Genomic DNA, 18,568 nt, shown 5'->3' with positions numbered 1-18,568 from the left:
GCGGATGACTGACCAGATGTCTGCTCCCCGAGTGGTGGTGGCCGTACCGGCCCGGCTGGAATCGGCGCGGCTCCCAGGCAAGCTGCTCGCCGATATTGCCGGCAATCCCGTGCTCCAGCATGTGTTGGAGCGCTGCCGGCAGGCCCAGGGTGTGGCGGCCGTGGTTGTGTGCACAGACAGCGACCAGGTGCGCTCTTTTGCCGAAGGCTGGGGCTTCCCGGTGTTGATGACCTCGCCCCATTGCAGCTCGGGCAGTGAACGCCTGGCCAGCGTGGTGGCGGAGCTGGTGGCTGCCGCGGGGGGTGCGGCCTCTGATTTTGATGAAACCCTGGTGATCAACGTGCAGGGCGACCAGCCGCTGCTGGATCCGACGATCATCGAGGCGATGGCGGCTCACTTTGCCCAGCTGCAGCGGCCGCCGGTGCTCACGCCCGTCTACCCCCTCACCGCCGACAAGTTGCACGATCCCAATGTGGTGAAGGTGCTGCGGGCCCGCGACGGTCGCGCTATCACCTTCTCCCGCAGTGCCCTGCCCCATTTGCGCGGGGTGCCGCCCGAGCAGTGGGCTCAGCACACCACCTATTGGGGCCATGTGGGCCTCTATGGCTATCGGGCCGACGTGTTGGCTGGCTGGGCGGCCCTACCCCATTCCCTGCTCGAAGACCTGGAGAAGTTGGAGCAGTTGCGGCTTATCGACGCCGGCATTCCCCTGCTCACCTACGAGGTGGCGCAGGACTGCCTCTCAGTGGATACCCCGGAGCAGCTGGAGCAGGCCCGCGCCCTAGCCGGCGCCTAGGCGTTGCCTTCTCGCCAGCCCTCACGGTTGAGGCTTTGCAATAGCCCCCGCTGCTGCAGCAGGGCTTCAGCTAGTTCACGCACGGCCCCATCCCCCCCCCGGCGGCGCAGCACCCAGTCGGCCTGGCGGCGCAGGCCCCGGGCGCCGTCGGCGGGGCAGATCAGCAGACCCGTAGCCGGGCGCACTGTTAGGTCGTTGAGGTCGTCGCCGATGAAGGCGGTTTGCTGGCGCTCCAGCTGCAGGTGGGCCTGGAGCTGGCTTAGGGCGCTGAGCTTGTCGCCGACGCCCACCAGACAGTGATTGACGTGCAGATGTCGGGCCCGCTGCTCGATGGCGCCGCTGCGCCCGCCGCTGAGAAAGGCCACCTCAATGCCTGCTCGCTGCAGCATCCGGATCGCCAGGCCGTCGCGCACGTCGAAGCGCTTCACCACCTGGCCCTGCTCGTCGTAGTGCAAGCCGCCATCGGTGAGCACACCGTCAACGTCACAAACCAGCAGTTCGATCGCCGCAAGATCCCGGCGCCGCAGCAGGGTTCGTTGCAGCAGCTGGCGGATCACAGGCTGCTTGGGGCCACACCCGCTGCCACTACTTGACGCAGGGCCAGCAGCTGGCTGAGCAGGGCCTCGAGCCGGTGCAGCGGCACCATGTTCGGCCCGTCGCTGAGGGCGTTGTCGGGGTCTGGATGGGTCTCCATGAACAAACCGTCCACCCCCACGGCGACTGCAGCTCTGGCAAGCGGTGCCACAAACTCCCGCTGCCCGCCGGTGCTGGTGCCACGGCCGCCGGGCTGCTGCACGGCGTGGGTGGCATCGAAGATCACCGGGCAACCCAGGGCTTGGAGCTGGGGGAAGCTGCGGTAATCGACCACAAGGGTGTTGTAGCCAAAACTGGTGCCTCGCTCGGTGAGCCATAGGCGGCCGCTGGCGGGATCTAGCCCGCATTCCTGCATCTTGTTCACCACCTGGGCCATGTCCCAGGGCGCCAGAAACTGCCCCTTTTTGACGTTCACCACCTTGCTGGTGCCGGCCACGGCCTTGGCGGCGGCTTCGAGCAGGTCGGTCTGACGGCAGAGAAAGGCGGGGATCTGCAGCACATCCACGGCCTGGGCCGCTGCCGCCGCCTGACAGCTCTCGTGGATGTCTGTGAGCACGGGCACCCCGAAGCTCTGGCCCACCTCCTGCAGGATCTTCAGCCCCTCATCGGGGCCCGGGCCGCGAAACGACTTGCCGGAGCTGCGGTTGGCTTTGTCGAAGCTGGCTTTGAAGATGTAGCGGATGCCGACTCGAGCGCAGATCGTGCTCACTTGCTCGGCGATCTGAAGCACCAAATCGCGGCTTTCGATTACACAGGGCCCGGCGATCAAGGTGAAGGGAATGGCCGTCATGGGCGCTCCGCGGCGGTACTGGTGGTAAACCCAGCCTGCACCAGATCGTGCAGCCGTAGCAGGCCCAGCAACAGGCGAGGCTGGGCGGGATCCACAACTGGCAGCACTGAAATTGCCTGGTGGGGGTTGCGTTCCATCACTTTTAGAGCTTCTACAGCGAGCACCTCTGGCGTCACCGTGATCGGGTTAGCAGTGGCCATGGAGCCGGCGCGGAGGTCAGCCCACTCCTCGGGGGCATGGTGCTGCAAGCTGCGGCGCAGGTCGCCGTCTGTGATCAGCCCGGCCATCAGTTCGGGGTTTGCGCTGGCCCGCACCCAGGCGGCCCCAAGACTGCCTTTGCCGTTGCTGCCTTCGGTGAGCCGGCCGATCACCTCGGCCAGGGGTGCCTCGGGAGAGAGCCCCTCCAGCGCTGTTGCCGGCACCATCAGATCGGCCACGGTGAGGGTGAGCTGGCGGCCTAGGGAGCCGGCTGGATGGTTGATGGCGAAGTCTTCGGGCGAGATGCCTGCCCGCTCCATCCACACTGCCGCCAGGGCGTCGCCAATCGCCATAGCTACCGCCGTGCTGGCCGTGGGAGCCAGGTTTAGCGGGCAAACCTCCCGATCTACCGAGCCATCCAGCACTACATCGCAGCCAGTAGCCAGGCTGGATGCCAGGCGGCCCACCAGGGCGATCCGGGCCGTGCCGCGGCGGCGCAGGTGGGGCAGGATCGCCAGCAACTCCTCTGTTTCGCCGCTGTTCGAGAGCAGCAGGGCGACGTCGTCGGCCGCCACGATGCCGAGATCGCCGTGCAGGGCATCGACCGGATTGAGAAATACGGCCGTAAGGCCGATTGAAGAAAAGGTGGCAGCGATCTTGCGGGCAACGATGCCGCTCTTGCCCACGCCGGTAAGCACAAGCTTGGCCCGGCGTTGGCGGCACCCCTCCAGCAGTTCCAGAGCGGCCTCCACCTGGCTGCTGCTGAGGCGCTGGGCAGCAGCTGCTATGGCAGCCGCCTCTTCCTCCAGGCAGCGGGTGAGGGCAGACAAGATGCCGGTCTCGCAGATCCCCCATTCTCGCTGGCGGTTCGGCGCGTCGTCGTTTAGGTGTGCACCCGGCCGATCACAGCGGCTTCGCCAAAGCCTGCCTGCTGCAGATCGCTAAGGGCTGCTGCCAGCTGGTCGCCTGGAATCGCCGCCAGCAGCGGGCCGCAGGTCTGGGGATCAATCAGCAGGGCTTGATGAGCTGCATCGGTTTGCCCCTGGAGTTGAATCCGCTCCTCCAGTAGGGCCAGGGCGCTGGCATTAGAAGGGGCCAGGCTGCTGGCCCAGCCTGCGCTCAGCAGGGATAAGGCCCCGGGCAGGGCCGGTATAGCTGCTGCCGCCAGCGTCACGTGGCAGTTTTCTGGGCTGGCGGCCAGCATTTCGCCCAGATGGCCCAACAGCCCGAAGCCGGTCACGTCGGTGCAGGCGCGGCAACCGCGGCGGCTTAGCAGCTCCACCAGGCTTGCCTGGCATTGCTGCATCTGGGCTAGGGCGGCGTCTATCCACTGGGGCTGGGCCGCTCCAGCCATGGCCGCGGCAAACAGCACCCCCGTGCCGATGGGCCGGCACAGCACCAGCCCATCGCCGCTGCGTAAGGGCCCCTTGCCCCAGTGCCGCCCAGCGGGTGCCCTGCCGTTCACGCTCAGCACCAAGCTCAGGCCTGCGGGGTTGGCCGGGTTGGTTTGACTGTCGCGGGCCTCCAGGCTGTGGCCGCCGATCAGGCGGGCTCCGAGCGGTTGCAGCACCGATTGGATGCCGGCCAGGGTGTCGCTGAGCAGATCTGCCTGCAGGGCGGTAGCTAGCTCCGGCAGGGTGACCACCGCTTGCAGGCTTTCCACCTGGGCGCCACTGGCCCAGAGATCACTGCAGGCATGCAGGGTGGTGAGCCGGGCATTGAGCCAGGCGTCGGCCACCAGCGCCGGAAAGCCATCGACGCTCTGCAGCAGCAGGGACCCATCGCCTGCCTGGGCGATCACCGCGGCGTCCTCGGCGCTGCCAGGGGTGCCGCCTCCGAGGCCATTGCGTGTCAGGGCGTCTTGCAGGGGGCTGGCGGCCAATTTGGCGGCGCAGCCCCGGCAGGCCATCGCTGCGCCCCCATCTGGGCCCATGGCCTTCAGCTCGCTGAAGCCGGCCATGAAGCGCCGATCCACGGCCTGCTTCCAGCGCCACAGCAGCGGGCTGGGGCCCAGGGCCCATGGACCCCAGAAGGCCACCGCTTGGGGCCTGGGCTTGCTGCCGTCGCCCAGCAGCTGCAGCGCCCAGCGCTGGGGCCGCCAGGGCCGCAGCTCGCGGCCCGCCACCACTGCCGTCAGGTTGTGGGCCAGGGTTTGGGCGCAGCGCACAGCCCAGACACCGGAGGCGGGCCTGGGCCTGCTGGCGATCACGCCGCAGTCGCCGCTGGCGAACAGCCTTGGCTGTCGCCATACCTGCAGGCTGGCCTCAGTGAGCAGGCGCCCCTCGCTGTTGCAGGCCAGGCCTGAGGCGGCGAGCCAGCGGGGCGCGCGGCTGCCAGTGCAGGCCAGGTCGGCGGCGGCGTCATCCGGGCAGTTGGCCTCGATGGCAATGCCGGCGCTTTCCAATAGCTGCTCCCCCAATTGGTTGGCTGCCTTTGAGCCCAGATTCAGCTGGGTGCCGCGCAGCTGCAGCTTGGGCTGCTGGCCCCTCGCCCGCAGCGCCAGGGCCACCTCCACGGCTGCGGCGCCGCCACCGCGGATGCGGACGCTGCCTGATTTGGGCTGGCTGCACCAGTGCAAGAAGGGCTCCAGGGGCTTTACCGCCATGGCCGCATGGGTTGTGGCGCCGGTTTCTGCGCCCACATCGAGGCTGAGCCAGTCCCAGCGCAGGTTGGGCCGCCCCGCCAGTGCCAGCTCCCGGCTCACGGGATCAATCGCCGTGATCTCTGCCTGCACAAAGGTCACCCCCGCCAGCAGGCAAAGGCGGCGCAGGTCGATGCCGCAGGCTGCTGGCTCATAAAGACCGGCGACCAGCCCCGGCACCATGCCGGAATAGAGGGCGGTGCTGTGGCGGCTCACCAGGGTGATCCAGGCGGCCGGCCGCTGCCGGCCCATGGCCCACATGCGCAGCACCAGGGCGTGGCTGTGGCCGCCACCGGCGAGCACCAGCCTTGCTTCAGTTGCCATAACCCTCGGGATTGGCCTGCTGCCAGGCCCAGCCGTCGCGGCACATCTCCTCCAGGCAGCGGCGGGTGCGCCAGCTGAGCCGTTCAGTTGCCAGGCGTGGATCGGCCACGGTGCTGGCGGCGTCTCCGTCTCGCCTTTTCACAACGGTGTAAGGAACAGAGCGGCCACTGGCGAGCTCGAAGGCCCGCACCACCTCCAGCACCGAATGGCCATGGCCGCTGCCCAGGTTGAGGCTGAGTAGCTGGGGGGGCTCGGCCAGCAGCACGTCCAAGGCGGCCCGGTGCCCCTCGGCCAGGTCCATCACGTGGATGTAATCGCGGATGCCGCTGCCATCGGGGGTGGGCCAGTCGCCGCCAAACACCTGCAGGCAGTCGCGACGCCCCACCGCCACCTGGCTCACAAAGGGGAACAGGTTGTTGGGTATGCCCCTGGGGTCTTCGCCGATGCGGCCGCTGGGGTGGGCTCCCACCGGATTGAAGTAGCGCAGCCGGGCGATGCGCCAGCCCGCTTCACTGGCCGCCAGATCGGCCAGCAGCTGCTCCACCGCAGCTTTGCTGTGGCCATAGGGGTTGATCGGCTGGATCTCGGCAGATTCACTGATCGGTGTTTGTTCGGGCAGGCCGTAAACCGTGCAGCTGCTGCTGAACACCAGGCTGCGGCAGCCATGGGCTTGCATTGATTCCAGCAGCTGGCGCGAGCCACAGAGGTTCACGTCCCAGTAACGCAGGGGCTCACGCACTGATTCGCCCACCGCCTTGAGGCCGGCGAAGTGGACCACGGCTCTGATTGGTCGGGCGGCCGGGGCGGCCTCGAAGGCCCGCTCCAGATCTGCAGCGGAGCGAATGTCGCCCTCCACCAGCTGCAGCCGGCCGGCTGCGGAGGGGCCGGCGAGCTCGAGCACGCGCTTGAGGCTCTCGGGTGAGCTGTTGTCGAAGTTGTCGAGCACCACCAAGTTGTGGCCGGCCTCCAGCAGCACCAGACAGCTGTGGCTGCCGATGAAGCCAGCGCCTCCAGTGATTAGCAGCTGGGCCATGGAGGTAATTCGTGCTTAAGGAATAGTCTCTCTTCCTGGCTATGTGAGTTCCATGGGATTGCCCACCATTCGCTCCATCTGCTGCATCGGAGCGGGTTATGTGGGCGGCCCAACGATGGCGGTGATTGCCGATCGCTGCCCGGATGTGCAGGTGACTGTGGTGGACCTCAGCGCTGAGCGGATTGCAGCCTGGAATGGCGCCGATCTAAGCCGCCTGCCGGTGTATGAGCCGGGTCTCGATGTGGTGGTGGGCCGCTGCCGGGGCCGCAATTTGCACTTTTCCACGGCTGTGGAGGAGGCAATCGCTGGGGCGGATCTGGTGTTCATCTCGGTGAACACCCCCACCAAAACGAAAGGACTGGGTGCCGGCCAGGCCAGCGACCTGAAGTGGGTGGAGGCGAGTGCCCGCACGGTGGCAAAAGCTGCCCGGGGTCACACGATCGTGGTGGAGAAGAGCACGCTGCCGGTGCGCACCGCTGAGGTGATTCAGCAAATTCTCTCCGCATCTGAGGGTATTGGTGTGGGGGAAACCCAGCCGGCCAAGAGCTTTTCGGTGCTCTCAAATCCGGAGTTTCTGGCGGAGGGCACAGCTATTGCCGATTTGGAGAAGCCAGATCGGGTGCTGATCGGTGGCCAGGACTCCGAGGCGATCGAGGCCCTGGCGGCGATTTACGGCCACTGGGTGGCGCCGGAGAAGATCCTGCGCACCAACCTCTGGAGCAGCGAGCTCTCCAAGCTCACGGCTAATGCCTTTTTGGCGCAGCGGATCAGCTCGATCAACAGCATTGCGGCGTTTTGTGAGGCCACTGGCGCCAACGTGCGCGAGGTGGCCCGGGCGATTGGCGCCGACAGCCGCATTGGCGAGAAGTTTCTGCAGGCTGGTCCGGGTTTTGGCGGCAGCTGCTTTCAGAAGGACATCTTGAATTTGGTGTACCTGTGCCGCCACTACGGGCTGGAGGAGGTGGCGGCCTACTGGGAGCAGGTGGTGACGTTGAACCACTGGCAGCAGCAGCGCATAGCCCGGCTGGTGATAAGCAGGCTTTTTGGAACGGTGAGCGGCAAGCGGATCGCCGTGCTGGGTTTTGCTTTTAAAGCTGATACCAATGACACGCGGGAATCACCGGCGATCCGTATTTGCCGGGACCTGCTGGAGGAGGGAGCGGTGCTGCAGATTGTCGACCCGAAGGTGAGTGAGAGCCAGATGGCTAAGGATCTGGGTCAACCGGCCGGCGCTGGCGAGGGCAGCTGGCAGCAGGTGCCGGAGGTGCAGCAGGCCGCCAGCGGCGCCGATGCCCTGCTGCTGCTCACCGAATGGCAGCAGTTTGCTGTGATCGACTGGCCGCAGGTGGCGGCGGTGATGCGCCAGCCGGCCTGGCTGTTTGATGCTCGCGCTAAGGCCGACGGCGCCTTAGCCCGTGCCGCGGGGCTGCAGGTGTGGACCGTGGGGGAGGGCTGAGCCATGCCCGCTTCCCTCCCCCGCAACCTGATCACCGGCGGCGCCGGTTTTGTGGGCTCGCACCTGGTGGACCGGCTGATGGAAGCTGGCGAGGAGGTGATCTGCCTCGACAACTTTTTCACTGGCCGTAAGGCGAATGTGGCCCAGTGGATTGGCCACCCGCGCTTTGAGCTGATCCGTCACGACGTCACCGATCCGATCCGCCTGGAGGTGGACCGGATCTGGCACCTGGCCTGCCCGGCCTCACCGGTGCACTACCAGCACAACCCGATCAAAACCGCCAAAACCAGCTTCCTGGGCACCTACAACATGCTGGGCCTGGCGCGGCGGGTGGGGGCGCGGCTGCTGCTGGCCAGCACTAGCGAGGTGTATGGCGATCCGGAGGTGCACCCCCAGCCCGAGAGCTACCGGGGCTGTGTGAACACGATCGGCATCCGCAGCTGCTACGACGAGGGCAAGCGGATCGCTGAAACGCTGTGCTTCGACTACCGGCGCATGCATGGGGTGGAGATCCGGGTGGCGCGGATCTTCAACACCTATGGGCCAAGGATGCTGCCCGACGACGGCCGGGTGGTGAGCAACTTCATCGTGCAGGCCCTGCGCGGTGAACCGCTCACCCTTTATGGCGATGGCAGCCAGACCCGCAGCTTTTGTTATGTGGATGATCTGGTGGAGGGCCTGATCCGGCTAATGCATGGGGCCCACACCGGCCCGATCAACATTGGCAACCCCGGCGAGTTTACGATCCGCCAGCTGGCCGAGCTGGTGCGTGCGCGCATCAACCCCGACTTGCCGCTCACCTGTGAACCGCTGCCGGCGGATGATCCCCTGCAACGGCAACCGGTTATCGAGCTGGCGCAACAGGAGCTGGGCTGGCAGCCGACGGTGGCGCTGGAGCAGGGGCTGGAGCCCACGATCGCCTACTTCCGGGAGATGTTGGATCTATGAGTCGCCCCGTGTTGGTGACCGGTGCGGCCGGCTTTATCGGTGCGGCGGTGTGTGAGCGGCTTTTGGCCCGGGGTGAACGGGTGGTGGGGATCGATAACCTCAACAGTTACTACGACCCTGCCTTGAAGCAGGCCCGGCTGAGCCGGATCGAGGCCTCTGCCCCCAGGGAGTCCTGGAGCTTTCAGCGTCTGGAGCTGGAGGACGGATCTGCCATCGCGGAACTCTTTGCCAGCGAACGACCCCGACTGGTGATTCACTTGGCCGCCCAGGCCGGGGTGCGTTATTCCCTTGAGAACCCTGGGGCTTACTTGCAAAGCAACCTGGTGGGGTTTGGCGCAATCCTCGAAGGCTGCCGCCACCACGGCGTTGTGCATCTGGTGTACGCCTCCAGTAGCTCGGTGTACGGCGGCAACACCAACCTGCCGTTCACGGAACATCAGTCCGTGAACCATCCGGTGAGCCTGTACGCGGCCACTAAGAAAGCCAATGAATTGATGGCCCACACCTACAGCCACCTTTATGGGCTGCCGGCTACGGGGCTGCGCTTTTTCACCGTGTACGGCCCCTGGGGCCGACCCGACATGGCGCCGATGTTGTTTGCCAAGGCGATCCTGGCGGGCGAGCCGATCCGGGTGTTCAACCAGGGCCGCATGCGCCGCGATTTCACCTACATCGACGACATCGTGACCGGGGTGATCGCCTGCGCCGATAAGCCGGCCAGCGCCAATCCCAGGTTTGACTCCGCGGCTCCAGACCCTGCCACCAGCTGGGCGCCGCACCGGTTGTTCAACATCGGCAACAGCGAGCCGGTGGAGCTGCTGCGGTTCATTGAATTGCTGGAGCAGGCGCTGGGCCGGCCGGCGATCCGGGATCTGCAGCCAATGCAACCCGGCGATGTGGAGGCCACCGCTGCCGACACGAGCTTGCTCGAGGCCTGGGTGGGCTTCCGCCCCTCCACCTCGATCGAGGTGGGGGTTGAACGCTTCGCCCGTTGGTATCAAGCCAGCTACGCCTGAGCGCCGGCAGGCAGACTCACCCCACTTGCTGCTTTCGGTTTGGCATCGCTGCAGAGCCTGCGTGGCATGGCCGATCTGCTGCCAGAGCAGATTCGCCTGTGGCAGCACGTGGAAGCCACGGCCCGCGAGCACTTCCGCCGTAGTGCAATCACTGAGATCCGCACTCCCCTGCTGGAGGTCACGGAGCTGTTTGCCCGCGGCATCGGCGAGGCCACTGACGTGGTGGGCAAAGAGATGTACACCTTTCTCGACCGTGGTGAGCGCAGCTGCACCCTGCGGCCGGAGGGCACGGCGTCGGTGGTGCGGGCGGCGATCCAGCACGGCCTGCTGAGCCAGGGACCCCAGCGCCTCTGGTATGGCGGGCCGATGTTCCGCTACGAGCGCCCCCAGGCGGGCCGGCTGCGTCAGTTCCACCAGATCGGGCTGGAGCTGCTCGGTTTTGCCGATGCCTGCAGTGACGTGGAGGCCATGGCCGTGGCCTGGGATCTGCTGGCCGAGCTGGGGGTGGGCGGGTTGGAGCTGCAGCTCAATTCCCTCGGCAGCAGCGAAGACCGGGCCCGCTACCGCGAGCTGCTGGTGGCCTGGCTGGAGCAGCGGCGCGACCAGCTCGATGCCGATTCCCAGGCCCGCATCCACAGCAACCCCCTGCGGGTGCTCGATTCCAAGAACCCCGATACCCAGACCTTGCTGGAGGAGGCCCCCAGCCTGGCGTCCGCTCTCAGCGACGCGAGCCAGGCTCGCTTTGCGGCGGTGCAGCAGGCCCTCTCTGCCCTGGGGATCCCCTTTGTGCTCAACCCCCGGCTGGTGCGGGGCCTCGACTACTACAGCCACACCGCCTTTGAGATCACCAGCAGCCAGCTGGGGGCGCAGGCCACCGTGTGCGGTGGTGGCCGCTACGACGGCCTGGTGCAGCAGCTGGGCGGGCCGGCCACGCCGGCGATCGGCTGGGCCCTGGGGATGGAGCGGCTGGTGTTGCTGCTCAGTCAGAGCGAAGCTTCGGTGGCTGCCGCCCCAGCCCTCGATCTTTATGTGGTTTGCCGTGGCGAGGCCGCAGCAGCGCTGGCCCTGGCCCTGGCACGGCGCTGCCGCCAGGCTGGACTGGCGGTGGAGAGGGATGCCAGTGGCGCGGCCTTCGCTAAGCAGTTCAAGCGGGCCGACCGCTCCGGGGCCCGCTGGGCGGCGGTGATCGGCGAGCAGGAGGTGGTCGACGGGGTGGTGGGGCTCAAGGATCTGCGGGTCGATGGCGGCGAGCAGGCCGATCAGCGGCTCACTCCTGAAGCCCTGCTCGTGGCGCTCGCAGCGGGCCTGCCGAGGCCATGACGCCACAGGACCTGTCCACCAGAGCAGGCCACTCCCGGGTGTTGGGCCTTTTACTGTGCGGAGCCCCGTATGTGAAGTAAGCCCGGCCCTGATGGGTGATCCGACCGTCGCGATCATTGCTGGTGAGGGCGTGTTGCCTCGGATGCTCTCGGAGGCTCTCAGCCGTGCGGGGCGGACCCATATCGCCTGCTACCCCCACGGCCTGGAGGTGGAGGTGCCGGCGGCTGAGGAGTTTTTCTTCGAGCGCTCGATCGCTTTCATCAAGTCGCTGCAGCAGCGCGGCATCGAGCAGATCGTGATGGTGGGCAAGTTTGTGCGGCCGCGCTCGCTCAACCTGCTGCGCTTCGAGGGTTCCACTTTGATGGCGGCGCCGCGCATCCTGGCGTCGCTGCGCAATGGCGACGATGCCTCCCTGCGGGCCCTGGCCCAGATCATTGAGGAGCACGGCCTGAAGGTGGTGGGTATCGAAGATGTGGCGCCAAATCTGCTGCCGGAGCCAGGCTTGTATGCCAGCACCGTGCCCAGCGATCTGGACCGCGCCGATGTGGAGCGCGCCGCATACATCGTGGAGGCCATCTCCCAGGTGGACGTGGGCCAGGGAGCGGTGGTGGCCAAGGGGCTGTGCCTGGCCACCGAAGCCCTGCCCGGCACCGACGCCATGCTCGAGTGGGTGGCGACCACCCGCACCGATCGGTCGGAGACGGGACGCACCGGGGTGCTCTACAAGGCCCCCAAGCTCAACCAGGACCGGCGCATGGACCTCCCCGGCATCGGCCCCACCACCGTGGCCAAGGCCGCGGCGGCGGGGCTGGCAGGTATCGCCTGGGAAGCCCGCAGCGCCCTGCTGCTTGATGCTGAGCAGACGATGGCGGACGCCGAGCGGCTGGGGCTGTTTTTGTGGTCGCGGGAGCCTGATCAGGCCTAAGCCAGCACACCCTTGCTGCTCGGTACCGCACCCGCCCGGCGCGGATCGAGCTCCGTCGCCTGGCGCAGTGCCCGGGCGAACGCCTTGAAGCAGGCCTCCACGATGTGGTGGGAATTCACCCCTTCCAGCTGGCGGATGTGCAGGGTGAGGCCAGCGTTGTTGGCCACCGCCACGAAGAACTCCTTGACTAGCTCGGTGTCGTAGCTGCCAATCTTCTGGGCCGGGATCGTTAGCCCGTAGCTGAGGTGGGGCCGGCCGCTGCAGTCGAGGACCACCTGCACCAGGGCCTCATCCAGCGGCGCCACGAAGTGGCCGAAGCGGTGGATGCCGCGCCGCTCGCCCAGGGCCTGGGCCAGGGCCTGGCCCACGGCAATGCCCACGTCTTCGTTGGTGTGGTGATCGTCGATATGGGTGTCCCCCAGCGCCTTGATCTCCAGGTCGATCAGGCCGTGGCTGCTGATCTGGTGGAGCATGTGGTCGAGAAAGGGCACGCCGGTGTTCACCGTGCAGCGGCCGCTGCCATCGAGCCCCAGCGTCACGCGCACGTCGGTTTCGCCGGTGACGCGGTGGATGCTGCCGGTGCGCATGGGGTTGCCCTCCTCTGCCTGCTTAGGCTCTTGACCCAGTGTGCCGCTCACATCCCCGTGATGCAGTAGCCGGCGTCCACATAGATCACCTGGCCGGTGATGCCGGAGGCCAGGGGGCTGGCCAGGAAGGCGGCGGTGCTGCCCACCTCCTCCTGGGTGACGGTGCGTTGCAGGGGCGCTTTGGCCTCCACGTTGTGGATCATGTCGAGGATGCCGCCGATGGCGCTGCTGGCCAGGGTGCGGATCGGTCCGGCGCTGATGGCGTTGACGCGCACCTGCTTCTCGGGGCCAAGCTCGGCCGCCAAATAGCGCACCGAGGCCTCCAGGGCTGCCTTGGCCACGCCCATCACGTTGTAATTAGGGATGGCCCGCTCGGCCCCCAGGTAGCTCAGCGTGATCACGCTGCCGCCGGGGTTGAACAGGGGTTTGGCGAAGCGGCACAGGGGCGCCAGGGAGTAGGCGCTCACCTCCAGGGCCCGGCCGAAGCCCTCGGGGCTGATGGCGGAATAGTCGCCGATCAGCTCCTCCTTGCCGGCGAAGGCCAGGCAGTGCACCAGCACGTCGATCGAGCCCCATTGCTCCTTCACCCGCGCAAACACGGCTTCGATTTGGGCGGGGTCCTGCACGTTTAGGGGCTCGAACAGGCTGGGTGCCAGCGGCGCGGTTAGCTCGCGCACCTTGCCCTCGAAGCGGCCCTTCTCATCGGGCAGATAGGTCACTCCCAGCTCAGCCCCGGCGGCATGCAGCTGCTGGGCGATGCCCCAGGCGATCGACTTGTTATTTGCGATGCCGGTAACCAGGGCCTTTTTGCCGCGCAGATCGAGGAGCATGGGAGCAGTGGCCAGGAGCCGGAACGATGCGATCGGGCGATTCTCTCCCACCCGGCGATCTGCCCCGCCAGTTCGCCGATCGCGATGGGATGGAGGCGACCCTGCGCCAGCTGTTTCCCCAGGCCCCAGGTGGGTTGAGTCCCATTCAGGGCGGGCGCCGGGCTGCCGAAGCGGCCCTGGCTGCCATCGATCCGGCCGCCTATGGCCGCAGCCGCAACCATCTCGATGGGGCGGTGACGCGCCTGTCGCCCCATATCCGCCACGGCGTGCTCAGCCTGGTGGAGGTGCGTGAGGCGGTGTTTGGCTGGTTGGAGCGCAGCGGCCAGCCGCCGGTAGCGGCCCAAAAATTAATCAACGAGCTGGGCTGGCGCGACTACTGGCAGCGGCTCTGGCGCCAGCTGGGCGATGGCATCTGGCGCGACCAGGAGCCGCTCAAGACCGGCCATCCCCCCGAGCGCTACGCCGCCGCGCTACCGGACGATCTGCTCGAGGCCCGCACCGGTCTGGCCTGCATGGATGGCTTCGCCAATGAACTGATCCACACCGGCTGGCTGCACAACCACGCCCGCATGTGGCTGGCGGCCTACGTGGTGCACTGGCGGCTGATCCAGTGGCAGGCGGGTGCCCGCTGGTTTCTGCAGCATCTGCTCGATGGCGATCCGGCCAGCAACAACCTCAGCTGGCAGTGGGTGGCCAGCAGCTTCAGCAGCAAGCCCTACATGTTTAATCGCGCCAACCTGGAGCGTTTCAGCTCCGGCCGCTACTGCTCTGCTTGCGCCGCCGCCACAGACGGCACCTGCCCGTTTGAGGCCAGCTACGAGCAGTTGCAGGCGGACCTGTTCCCAGGAGCCAGCCCGTGCTGAAGCCCGTGCTCTGGATCCATGGCGAGGCCCTGGGGCCCGCCAATCCCGCCCTGGTGGCCCATCCGGGGGCGCCGGCGGTGTTTGTGTTCGACCGGGAGCTCATTGAGACCCAGCGCCTCAGCCTCAAGCGGCTGGGCTTTATCTATGAGTGTCTGCTGGAACTGCCGGTGACCCTGCGCCACGGCGACGTGGCCCTGGAGGTACTGAGCTTCGCTCGCCGCCATGGGGCTGATGGCGTGGTCACCAGCGCTGCGGTGGATCCGCGCTTTGGGCTGTTGCGGGAGCAGATTGCCGCCCAGTTACCGCTGCAGGTGCTGGAGCCCGAACCCTTTGTGGCGCTGCCGGAACCGCTGGATCTGCGCCGCTTCAGTCGCTACTGGCGCCGGGCTGAGCCGGTGCTGTGGGGGCGGGGTTCAGCAGCCTCTCCTCCTGCTCCAGCACGGCGTTGGGATCGCTGAGCAGGTCGGCTTCCTCCAGCAGCGGGTAGGGCTCCGGCTTGATTTCGGCGGCGTTGCGGGGGGGCTCTACCCAGCTGAAGCTGCTGCGCGGGGACTGTTGCAGGCAGAGGGCCTGGCTCTGCTGGCGCAGGGCCCGGCGCACGTCCTGGCGGGCGACGGCTTGGAAGAATTCCTGGCGCGGCGCCAGGCCCGAGCTGAACGGGGCCGTGCCGTTGCCGTTGAACAGCCGGGCCGCATCGGCGCTCCAGCGGGGTTGGCAGCGGCCGCTCTGGCGGGTATCGGTGTCGATCCAGATGTGCAGGCCGTAGCCATCGGGCTGACTCACCACGGCTAGGCCGTCGTGGGCCATCCGCCTTTGCAGCGGATAGATCGCCCAGGTGGGGTGGCGGTGGGCCGGCACGCAGGCGCTGAGCAGCCCGGCGCCGAAGGCGGTGCTCAGGCCAGTGGCGAGGGCGGTGGCGAGGGCAGGACGTCTCCGGAATGGAGTCACAATCGGGGGCACAGGCCGGATACCTGCTGCAAGATTAAGTGGCATCCTGGCCCCGATATGGCGTGGTGGGCGACGTAAGTTGCTTGCCATGCAAGTGCCCCCGTTCAGCCTCAGCGAGCAGATTCAGGAGCTGGGTGCAGCTCTGGATCAGGCTGTGCTCGAGGTTTTGCGCAGTGGTCAGTACATCGGCGGCGCCACGATCTCCCGCTTTGAAACCGACTTCGCCACGGCCTGTGGCGTGCCCCACGCCATCGGCTGCAACAGCGGCACCGATGCCCTGATCCTGGCCCTGCGGGGCTTGGGCATCGGTCCAGGCGATGAGGTGATCACGGCTTCCTTCAGTTTTTTCGCCACCGCCGAAGCGATCAGCGCCGTGGGCGCCACGCCGGTGTTTGTGGATGTGGAGGAGAGCAGCTACCTGATCGATCTCGATCAGCTGGAAGCGGCGATCACGCCGGCTACCCGGGCCCTGCTGCCTGTGCACCTGTTCGGTCGGCCCGTGGACATGGAGCGGGTATGTGCCATCGCTGAACGCCATGGCCTCAAGGTGGTCGAAGATTGTGCCCAGGCCACCGGTGCCAGCTGGGCGGGCCGGCCCGTGGGCAGTTGGGGGGATGTGGGCTGTTTCAGTTTCTTCCCCACCAAGAATCTTGGCGCCGCTGGCGATGGAGGGGCGATCACCTGCCGGGATGCCGAGCTGGCCCAGGTCATCCGGGAGCTGGCGGTGCATGGCATGCCCCGCCGCTATCTGCACACGGCTCTGGGTTACAACAGCCGCCTCGACGCCATCCAGGCGACAGTCCTAAATGTCAAGCTGCCCCACCTGCCGCGCTGGGTGAAGCACCGTGGGGCCATCGCCAGCCAATACCACGAACACCTGGCCGCCCTGTCCGGCGTTGCCCTGCCCGAGGCCGGTCCCGAGGGCCACAGCTGGAACCAGTTCGTGCTGCGGGTGCCGGCCTGCCCCGCCGGCGTCATGGCCTGCGGCGGTGAGGCCAGCTGCACCCCCTCCGCCGACAGCGCTGCTTTCGGCTTGCCGCAGGCCTGCTGCCGCGACTGGCTTAAGCAGCAGCTTCAGGAGGCCGGCGTCAGCACGATCATCTATTACCCGATCCCAATCCACCGCCAGCCGGCCTACGCGGAGCTGGGCTACGGGCCCGGATCCCTACCGGTGACCGAGCGTCTCTGCACCGAGGTGCTAAGCCTGCCAATTTTTCCGGAGCTCAGCGGCGAGCAGCAGCAGCGGGTGATCGAGGTGCTGCGCGCTGTGTTGGCTCAGCCCTTGATCGCGGCGTAAAGCGCCTTGAAGCGCGCCTGCTGAGTTTTGTGGTTCACCAGCGGGGCCGGGTAGCCGCGGCGCTCCAGCGGGGCGATCTCCCCACTGATCAGGTCGCGGGTGGCCACGTGCCGCAGCTCCGGCAGCCAGGTGCGGATGTAGGTGCCCTCGGGATCAAACTTGCCTGCCTGGGTGGCCGGGTTGAAGATGCGCAGCGGTTTGGGGTCCATGCCGCTGCTGGCGCTCCACTGCCAGCCGCCGTTGTTGGCGGCCAGGTCGCCATCCACCAGGCGCGCCATGAAGGCCGCCTCGCCCCAGCGCCAGTCGCAGATCAGGTCCTTCACCAGGAAGGAGGCCACGATCATGCGGCAGCGGTTGTGCATCCAGCCGCTCTCATTTAGCTGGCGCATAGCGGCGTCGATGATTGGCATGCCAGTGAGGCCCTCGCGCCAAGCTTCAAACCAGCCTCTGTCGTTGTCCCAGGGGAAGGCGCGCCACTGGGGCCGGTAGGGCCCTTCGGCCAGCTCGGGAAAGTGAAAAAGTGCCTGCTGGTAAAACTCGCGCCAGGCCAGCTCCTGCTCCCACACCTGGATTGAGTGCAGCTCCTCCTCGCTGCGGGTCAGCGGCCGGGCCTGCTGGGCGGCGGCCCAGGCCTGGCGGGGGCTGAGCGTGCCGAACTTGAGGGGGGCGCTGAGCCCTGAGGTGCCCGCTTCGCCGGGGATGTTGCGTCCCGGTTCGTAGCCAAGCAGCGCAATGGAGCGGCCATCGCCATCGCAGAAGGCTGCCAGCTGCCCTTGGGCCGCTTTTTCGCCAGGACGGCAGGGGCAGAGCTCACCACCTTCAAATCCGTGCTCCAGCTCGGGGCTCACCAGTGGCAGCCCGCTGAGCTGGGCGGACTCGCAATCCATCAGGGCGCTCGGTGCCGGCAGGGGATCCAGGCCACCCGAGGCTGCTGTGCCGGTAGCGCTCGCCTCCTCCACCCAGCGGCGCCAGCTGCGCCAGTAGGGGCCATACACCCGGTAGGGATCGCCGGCGCCGGTTTTGAGGGCTTCCGGCGCCACCAGGAGCTGGTCCCAGTCGGCCAGCACCTTGCGCCCATCCGCCTGCAGCGCCCGCGCCACCCGCCGGTCGCGCTCGCGGCCGAAGGGCTCCACATCCTTGTTCCAGGCCACCACCGCAGCGCCCAGGCCGGCGGCCAGGCGGGGCAGTAGCTCGGCTGGATCACCACGCAATACCACCAGCCTGCTGCCGGCCTGCTGCCAGGCCTGCTGCAGCTCCCGCAGGCTCTCAGAAAGAAACCACAGCCGTGCTGGGGCCATGTTGGGATCCGAGAGGATGGTGGGATCCAGCACGAACACCCCGGTCACGGCAGGGGTGGCGGCGGCGGCCGCCGCCAGGCCCCGGTTGTCGGCCAGGCGCAGGTCGCGGCGATGCCAAAACAGCCAGCGCTCCGGAGCCATTAGATCCCCAGCAGTTGCTTGGCCCGCAGCCAGGCGGTGACGCTTTTGCCGTCGAGGTATTCGTCGCCGCTGGCCAGGGCCGCATCCAGTTCGCCGGGCTCCATCAGCAGCACCTCCAGGTCTTCGTCGTCGTCGCCGGCGGGCGGCTCGGCCAGGGGGCTGAGGTCGCGGGCCAGGAACAGGTGAATCACCTCATCCGAGTAGCCCGGGCAGGGCAGCATCGCCCCCAGGGGATCCCAGCGGCTGGCGCTGTAGCCGGCCTCCTCCTGCAGCTCCCGCTGCATGGTGCTGAGGGGATCTTCGCCCTCATCGAGGGTGCCGGCCGGAAATTCCAGCAGGCGGGTGGCCACGGCGAAGCGGTACTGGCGCAGCACCACCACCCGGCCGTCCTCGAGTACCGGCACCGCCAGGGAGGCGCCGGGGTGGCGGATCAAGCCAAAAGTGCCCACCACGCCCATCGGCAGCTCGACGCGGTTGACCTCAAAGCGGATCTTGCGGGCATCGAGCACCGCGGTGGTTTCCAGGTGACGCGAGGGCTCAGGAGCGGGGAGGGGCGCCATGGC

General features: G+C 67.4%; 19 protein-coding genes. 9 read left to right on the top strand and 10 right to left on the bottom strand.

The genetic code is table 11. From position 1 onward, the window contains the following. Window positions 1-16: 16 nt before the first annotated feature. Complete coding sequence (gene kdsB / locus KBZ22_RS07520; RefSeq protein ID WP_255021575.1) at window positions 17-796, top strand: 3-deoxy-manno-octulosonate cytidylyltransferase; 780 nt, start codon at window positions 17-19, stop codon at window positions 794-796. Here the strand turns inward: kdsB and KBZ22_RS07515 are convergent. Genes KBZ22_RS07515 through galE form a run of 5 tightly spaced genes read right to left on the bottom strand, consistent with a single transcriptional unit; the run spans window position 793 to window position 6,376 of the window. After that, window positions 793-1,353 carry a KdsC family phosphatase gene (locus tag KBZ22_RS07515; protein WP_396111814.1) on the bottom strand — a complete coding sequence of 187 codons (561 nt, stop codon included), beginning with the start codon at window positions 1,351-1,353 and terminating at the stop codon, window positions 793-795. The genes kdsB and KBZ22_RS07515 overlap by 4 nt on opposite strands. Beyond that, window positions 1,350-2,180 carry a 3-deoxy-8-phosphooctulonate synthase gene (kdsA, locus tag KBZ22_RS07510; protein WP_106632223.1) on the bottom strand — a complete coding sequence of 277 codons (831 nt, stop codon included), beginning with the start codon at window positions 2,178-2,180 and terminating at the stop codon, window positions 1,350-1,352. Before kdsA ends, KBZ22_RS07515 begins: the two co-directional genes overlap by 4 nt. Next, window positions 2,177-3,208: an SIS domain-containing protein gene (locus KBZ22_RS07505; RefSeq protein ID WP_254960354.1), complete on the bottom strand. Its 1,032-nt coding sequence runs from the start codon at window positions 3,206-3,208 to the stop codon at window positions 2,177-2,179. Before KBZ22_RS07505 ends, kdsA begins: the two co-directional genes overlap by 4 nt. 53 nt (window positions 3,209-3,261) lie before the next feature. Continuing rightward, window positions 3,262-5,343 carry a selenide, water dikinase SelD gene (selD, locus tag KBZ22_RS07500; RefSeq protein WP_255021574.1) on the bottom strand — a complete coding sequence of 694 codons (2,082 nt, stop codon included), beginning with the start codon at window positions 5,341-5,343 and terminating at the stop codon, window positions 3,262-3,264. Next, window positions 5,333-6,376 carry a UDP-glucose 4-epimerase GalE gene (galE, locus tag KBZ22_RS07495; RefSeq protein WP_255021573.1) on the bottom strand — a complete coding sequence of 348 codons (1,044 nt, stop codon included), beginning with the start codon at window positions 6,374-6,376 and terminating at the stop codon, window positions 5,333-5,335. Before galE ends, selD begins: the two co-directional genes overlap by 11 nt. Window positions 6,377-6,428: 52 nt before the next feature. Between galE and KBZ22_RS07490 the strand changes: the two genes are divergently transcribed. The 5 genes from KBZ22_RS07490 to KBZ22_RS07470 all read left to right on the top strand — a co-directional run bounded on the left by KBZ22_RS07490 (window position 6,429) and on the right by KBZ22_RS07470 (window position 12,041). Then, window positions 6,429-7,832 carry a nucleotide sugar dehydrogenase gene (locus tag KBZ22_RS07490; protein WP_255021572.1) on the top strand — a complete coding sequence of 468 codons (1,404 nt, stop codon included), beginning with the start codon at window positions 6,429-6,431 and terminating at the stop codon, window positions 7,830-7,832. Between the two features lie 3 nt (window positions 7,833-7,835). Further along, window positions 7,836-8,780, top strand: a complete 945-nt coding sequence (locus tag KBZ22_RS07485; protein WP_255021571.1) for a UDP-glucuronic acid decarboxylase family protein — start codon at window positions 7,836-7,838, stop codon at window positions 8,778-8,780. Continuing rightward, window positions 8,777-9,796: an NAD-dependent epimerase gene (locus tag KBZ22_RS07480; protein ID WP_254998904.1), complete on the top strand. Its 1,020-nt coding sequence runs from the start codon at window positions 8,777-8,779 to the stop codon at window positions 9,794-9,796. The genes KBZ22_RS07485 and KBZ22_RS07480 overlap by 4 nt, the downstream gene beginning before the upstream one ends. A 39-nt stretch (window positions 9,797-9,835) precedes the next feature. Next, window positions 9,836-11,116 carry a histidine--tRNA ligase gene (hisS, locus tag KBZ22_RS07475; protein ID WP_255021570.1) on the top strand — a complete coding sequence of 427 codons (1,281 nt, stop codon included), beginning with the start codon at window positions 9,836-9,838 and terminating at the stop codon, window positions 11,114-11,116. Window positions 11,117-11,207: 91 nt separating this feature from the next. Continuing rightward, window positions 11,208-12,041, top strand: a complete 834-nt coding sequence (locus KBZ22_RS07470; RefSeq protein WP_255021569.1) for an LpxI family protein — start codon at window positions 11,208-11,210, stop codon at window positions 12,039-12,041. Here the strand turns inward: KBZ22_RS07470 and hisB are convergent. Further along, the gene (hisB, locus tag KBZ22_RS07465) at window positions 12,038-12,628 is read right to left on the bottom strand and encodes an imidazoleglycerol-phosphate dehydratase HisB (protein ID WP_255021629.1); all 591 of its coding nucleotides are present in this window, start codon (window positions 12,626-12,628) and stop codon (window positions 12,038-12,040) included. The genes KBZ22_RS07470 and hisB overlap by 4 nt on opposite strands. 47 nt (window positions 12,629-12,675) lie before the next feature. Further along, entirely contained in the window at window positions 12,676-13,458 is a 783-nt protein-coding gene (gene fabI, locus KBZ22_RS07460; protein ID WP_254942055.1) for an enoyl-ACP reductase FabI, read from the bottom strand. A 26-nt stretch (window positions 13,459-13,484) separates the two neighbouring features. Here fabI and KBZ22_RS07455 point away from each other — a divergent pair, with 26 nt between their 5' ends. Next, window positions 13,485-14,321 (top strand): FAD-binding domain-containing protein, encoded by an 837-nt coding sequence (locus KBZ22_RS07455; RefSeq protein WP_255021568.1) that lies wholly within the window; start codon window positions 13,485-13,487, stop codon window positions 14,319-14,321. Then, on the top strand, window positions 14,315-14,779 hold the full coding sequence (locus KBZ22_RS07450) for a hypothetical protein (protein ID WP_255021567.1): 465 nt from the start codon (window positions 14,315-14,317) through the stop codon (window positions 14,777-14,779). The genes KBZ22_RS07455 and KBZ22_RS07450 overlap by 7 nt, the downstream gene beginning before the upstream one ends. On the opposite strand, the gene KBZ22_RS07445 is transcribed toward KBZ22_RS07450, so the two are convergent. Further along, window positions 14,688-15,269 (bottom strand): hypothetical protein, encoded by a 582-nt coding sequence (locus tag KBZ22_RS07445; RefSeq protein WP_315858602.1) that lies wholly within the window; start codon window positions 15,267-15,269, stop codon window positions 14,688-14,690. The two genes, KBZ22_RS07450 and KBZ22_RS07445, sit on opposite strands and share 92 nt — an antisense overlap. Window positions 15,270-15,357: 88 nt before the next feature. On the opposite strand from KBZ22_RS07445, the gene KBZ22_RS07440 reads away from it, so the two are divergent. Further along, entirely contained in the window at window positions 15,358-16,566 is a 1,209-nt protein-coding gene (locus KBZ22_RS07440; protein ID WP_255021566.1) for a DegT/DnrJ/EryC1/StrS aminotransferase family protein, read from the top strand. Here KBZ22_RS07440 and KBZ22_RS07435 read toward each other — a convergent pair. Together KBZ22_RS07435 and KBZ22_RS07430 are read right to left on the bottom strand one after the other, a co-directional pair. Next, entirely contained in the window at window positions 16,545-18,005 is a 1,461-nt protein-coding gene (locus tag KBZ22_RS07435; RefSeq protein ID WP_255021565.1) for an FAD-binding domain-containing protein, read from the bottom strand. The two genes, KBZ22_RS07440 and KBZ22_RS07435, sit on opposite strands and share 22 nt — an antisense overlap. Then, window positions 18,005-18,565: an NUDIX domain-containing protein gene (locus tag KBZ22_RS07430; protein WP_255021564.1), complete on the bottom strand. Its 561-nt coding sequence runs from the start codon at window positions 18,563-18,565 to the stop codon at window positions 18,005-18,007. Before KBZ22_RS07430 ends, KBZ22_RS07435 begins: the two co-directional genes overlap by 1 nt. Between the last annotated feature and the right edge of the window lie 3 nt (window positions 18,566-18,568).

Source organism: Cyanobium sp. L1E-Cus, from assembly GCF_024345755.1.
Taxonomy (GTDB): Bacteria; Cyanobacteriota; Cyanobacteriia; order PCC-6307; family Cyanobiaceae; genus Cyanobium_A; species Cyanobium_A usitatum.
This window is presented reverse-complemented; position numbering and strand designations above follow the sequence as displayed.

Bases quoted from the DNA above. Each gene is read 5' to 3' on its own strand.
- kdsB (WP_255021575.1), top strand. From the start codon at position 17: ATGTCTGCTCCCCGAGTGGTGGTGGCCGTACCGGCCCGGCTGGAATCG.
- kdsA (WP_106632223.1), bottom strand. From the start codon at position 2,180: ATGACGGCCATTCCCTTCACCTTGATCGCCGGGCCCTGTGTAATCGAA.
- selD (WP_255021574.1), bottom strand. From the start codon at position 5,343: ATGGCAACTGAAGCAAGGCTGGTGCTCGCCGGTGGCGGCCACAGCCAC.
- galE (WP_255021573.1), bottom strand. From the start codon at position 6,376: ATGGCCCAGCTGCTAATCACTGGAGGCGCTGGCTTCATCGGCAGCCAC.
- KBZ22_RS07490 (WP_255021572.1), top strand. From the start codon at position 6,429: ATGGGATTGCCCACCATTCGCTCCATCTGCTGCATCGGAGCGGGTTAT.
- KBZ22_RS07485 (WP_255021571.1), top strand. From the start codon at position 7,836: ATGCCCGCTTCCCTCCCCCGCAACCTGATCACCGGCGGCGCCGGTTTT.
- KBZ22_RS07480 (WP_254998904.1), top strand. From the start codon at position 8,777: ATGAGTCGCCCCGTGTTGGTGACCGGTGCGGCCGGCTTTATCGGTGCG.
- KBZ22_RS07470 (WP_255021569.1), top strand. From the start codon at position 11,208: ATGGGTGATCCGACCGTCGCGATCATTGCTGGTGAGGGCGTGTTGCCT.
- hisB (WP_255021629.1), bottom strand. From the start codon at position 12,628: ATGCGCACCGGCAGCATCCACCGCGTCACCGGCGAAACCGACGTGCGC.
- fabI (WP_254942055.1), bottom strand. From the start codon at position 13,458: ATGCTCCTCGATCTGCGCGGCAAAAAGGCCCTGGTTACCGGCATCGCA.
- KBZ22_RS07455 (WP_255021568.1), top strand. From the start codon at position 13,485: ATGCGATCGGGCGATTCTCTCCCACCCGGCGATCTGCCCCGCCAGTTC.
- KBZ22_RS07440 (WP_255021566.1), top strand. From the start codon at position 15,358: ATGCAAGTGCCCCCGTTCAGCCTCAGCGAGCAGATTCAGGAGCTGGGT.
- KBZ22_RS07435 (WP_255021565.1), bottom strand. From the start codon at position 18,005: ATGGCTCCGGAGCGCTGGCTGTTTTGGCATCGCCGCGACCTGCGCCTG.
- KBZ22_RS07430 (WP_255021564.1), bottom strand. From the start codon at position 18,565: ATGGCGCCCCTCCCCGCTCCTGAGCCCTCGCGTCACCTGGAAACCACC.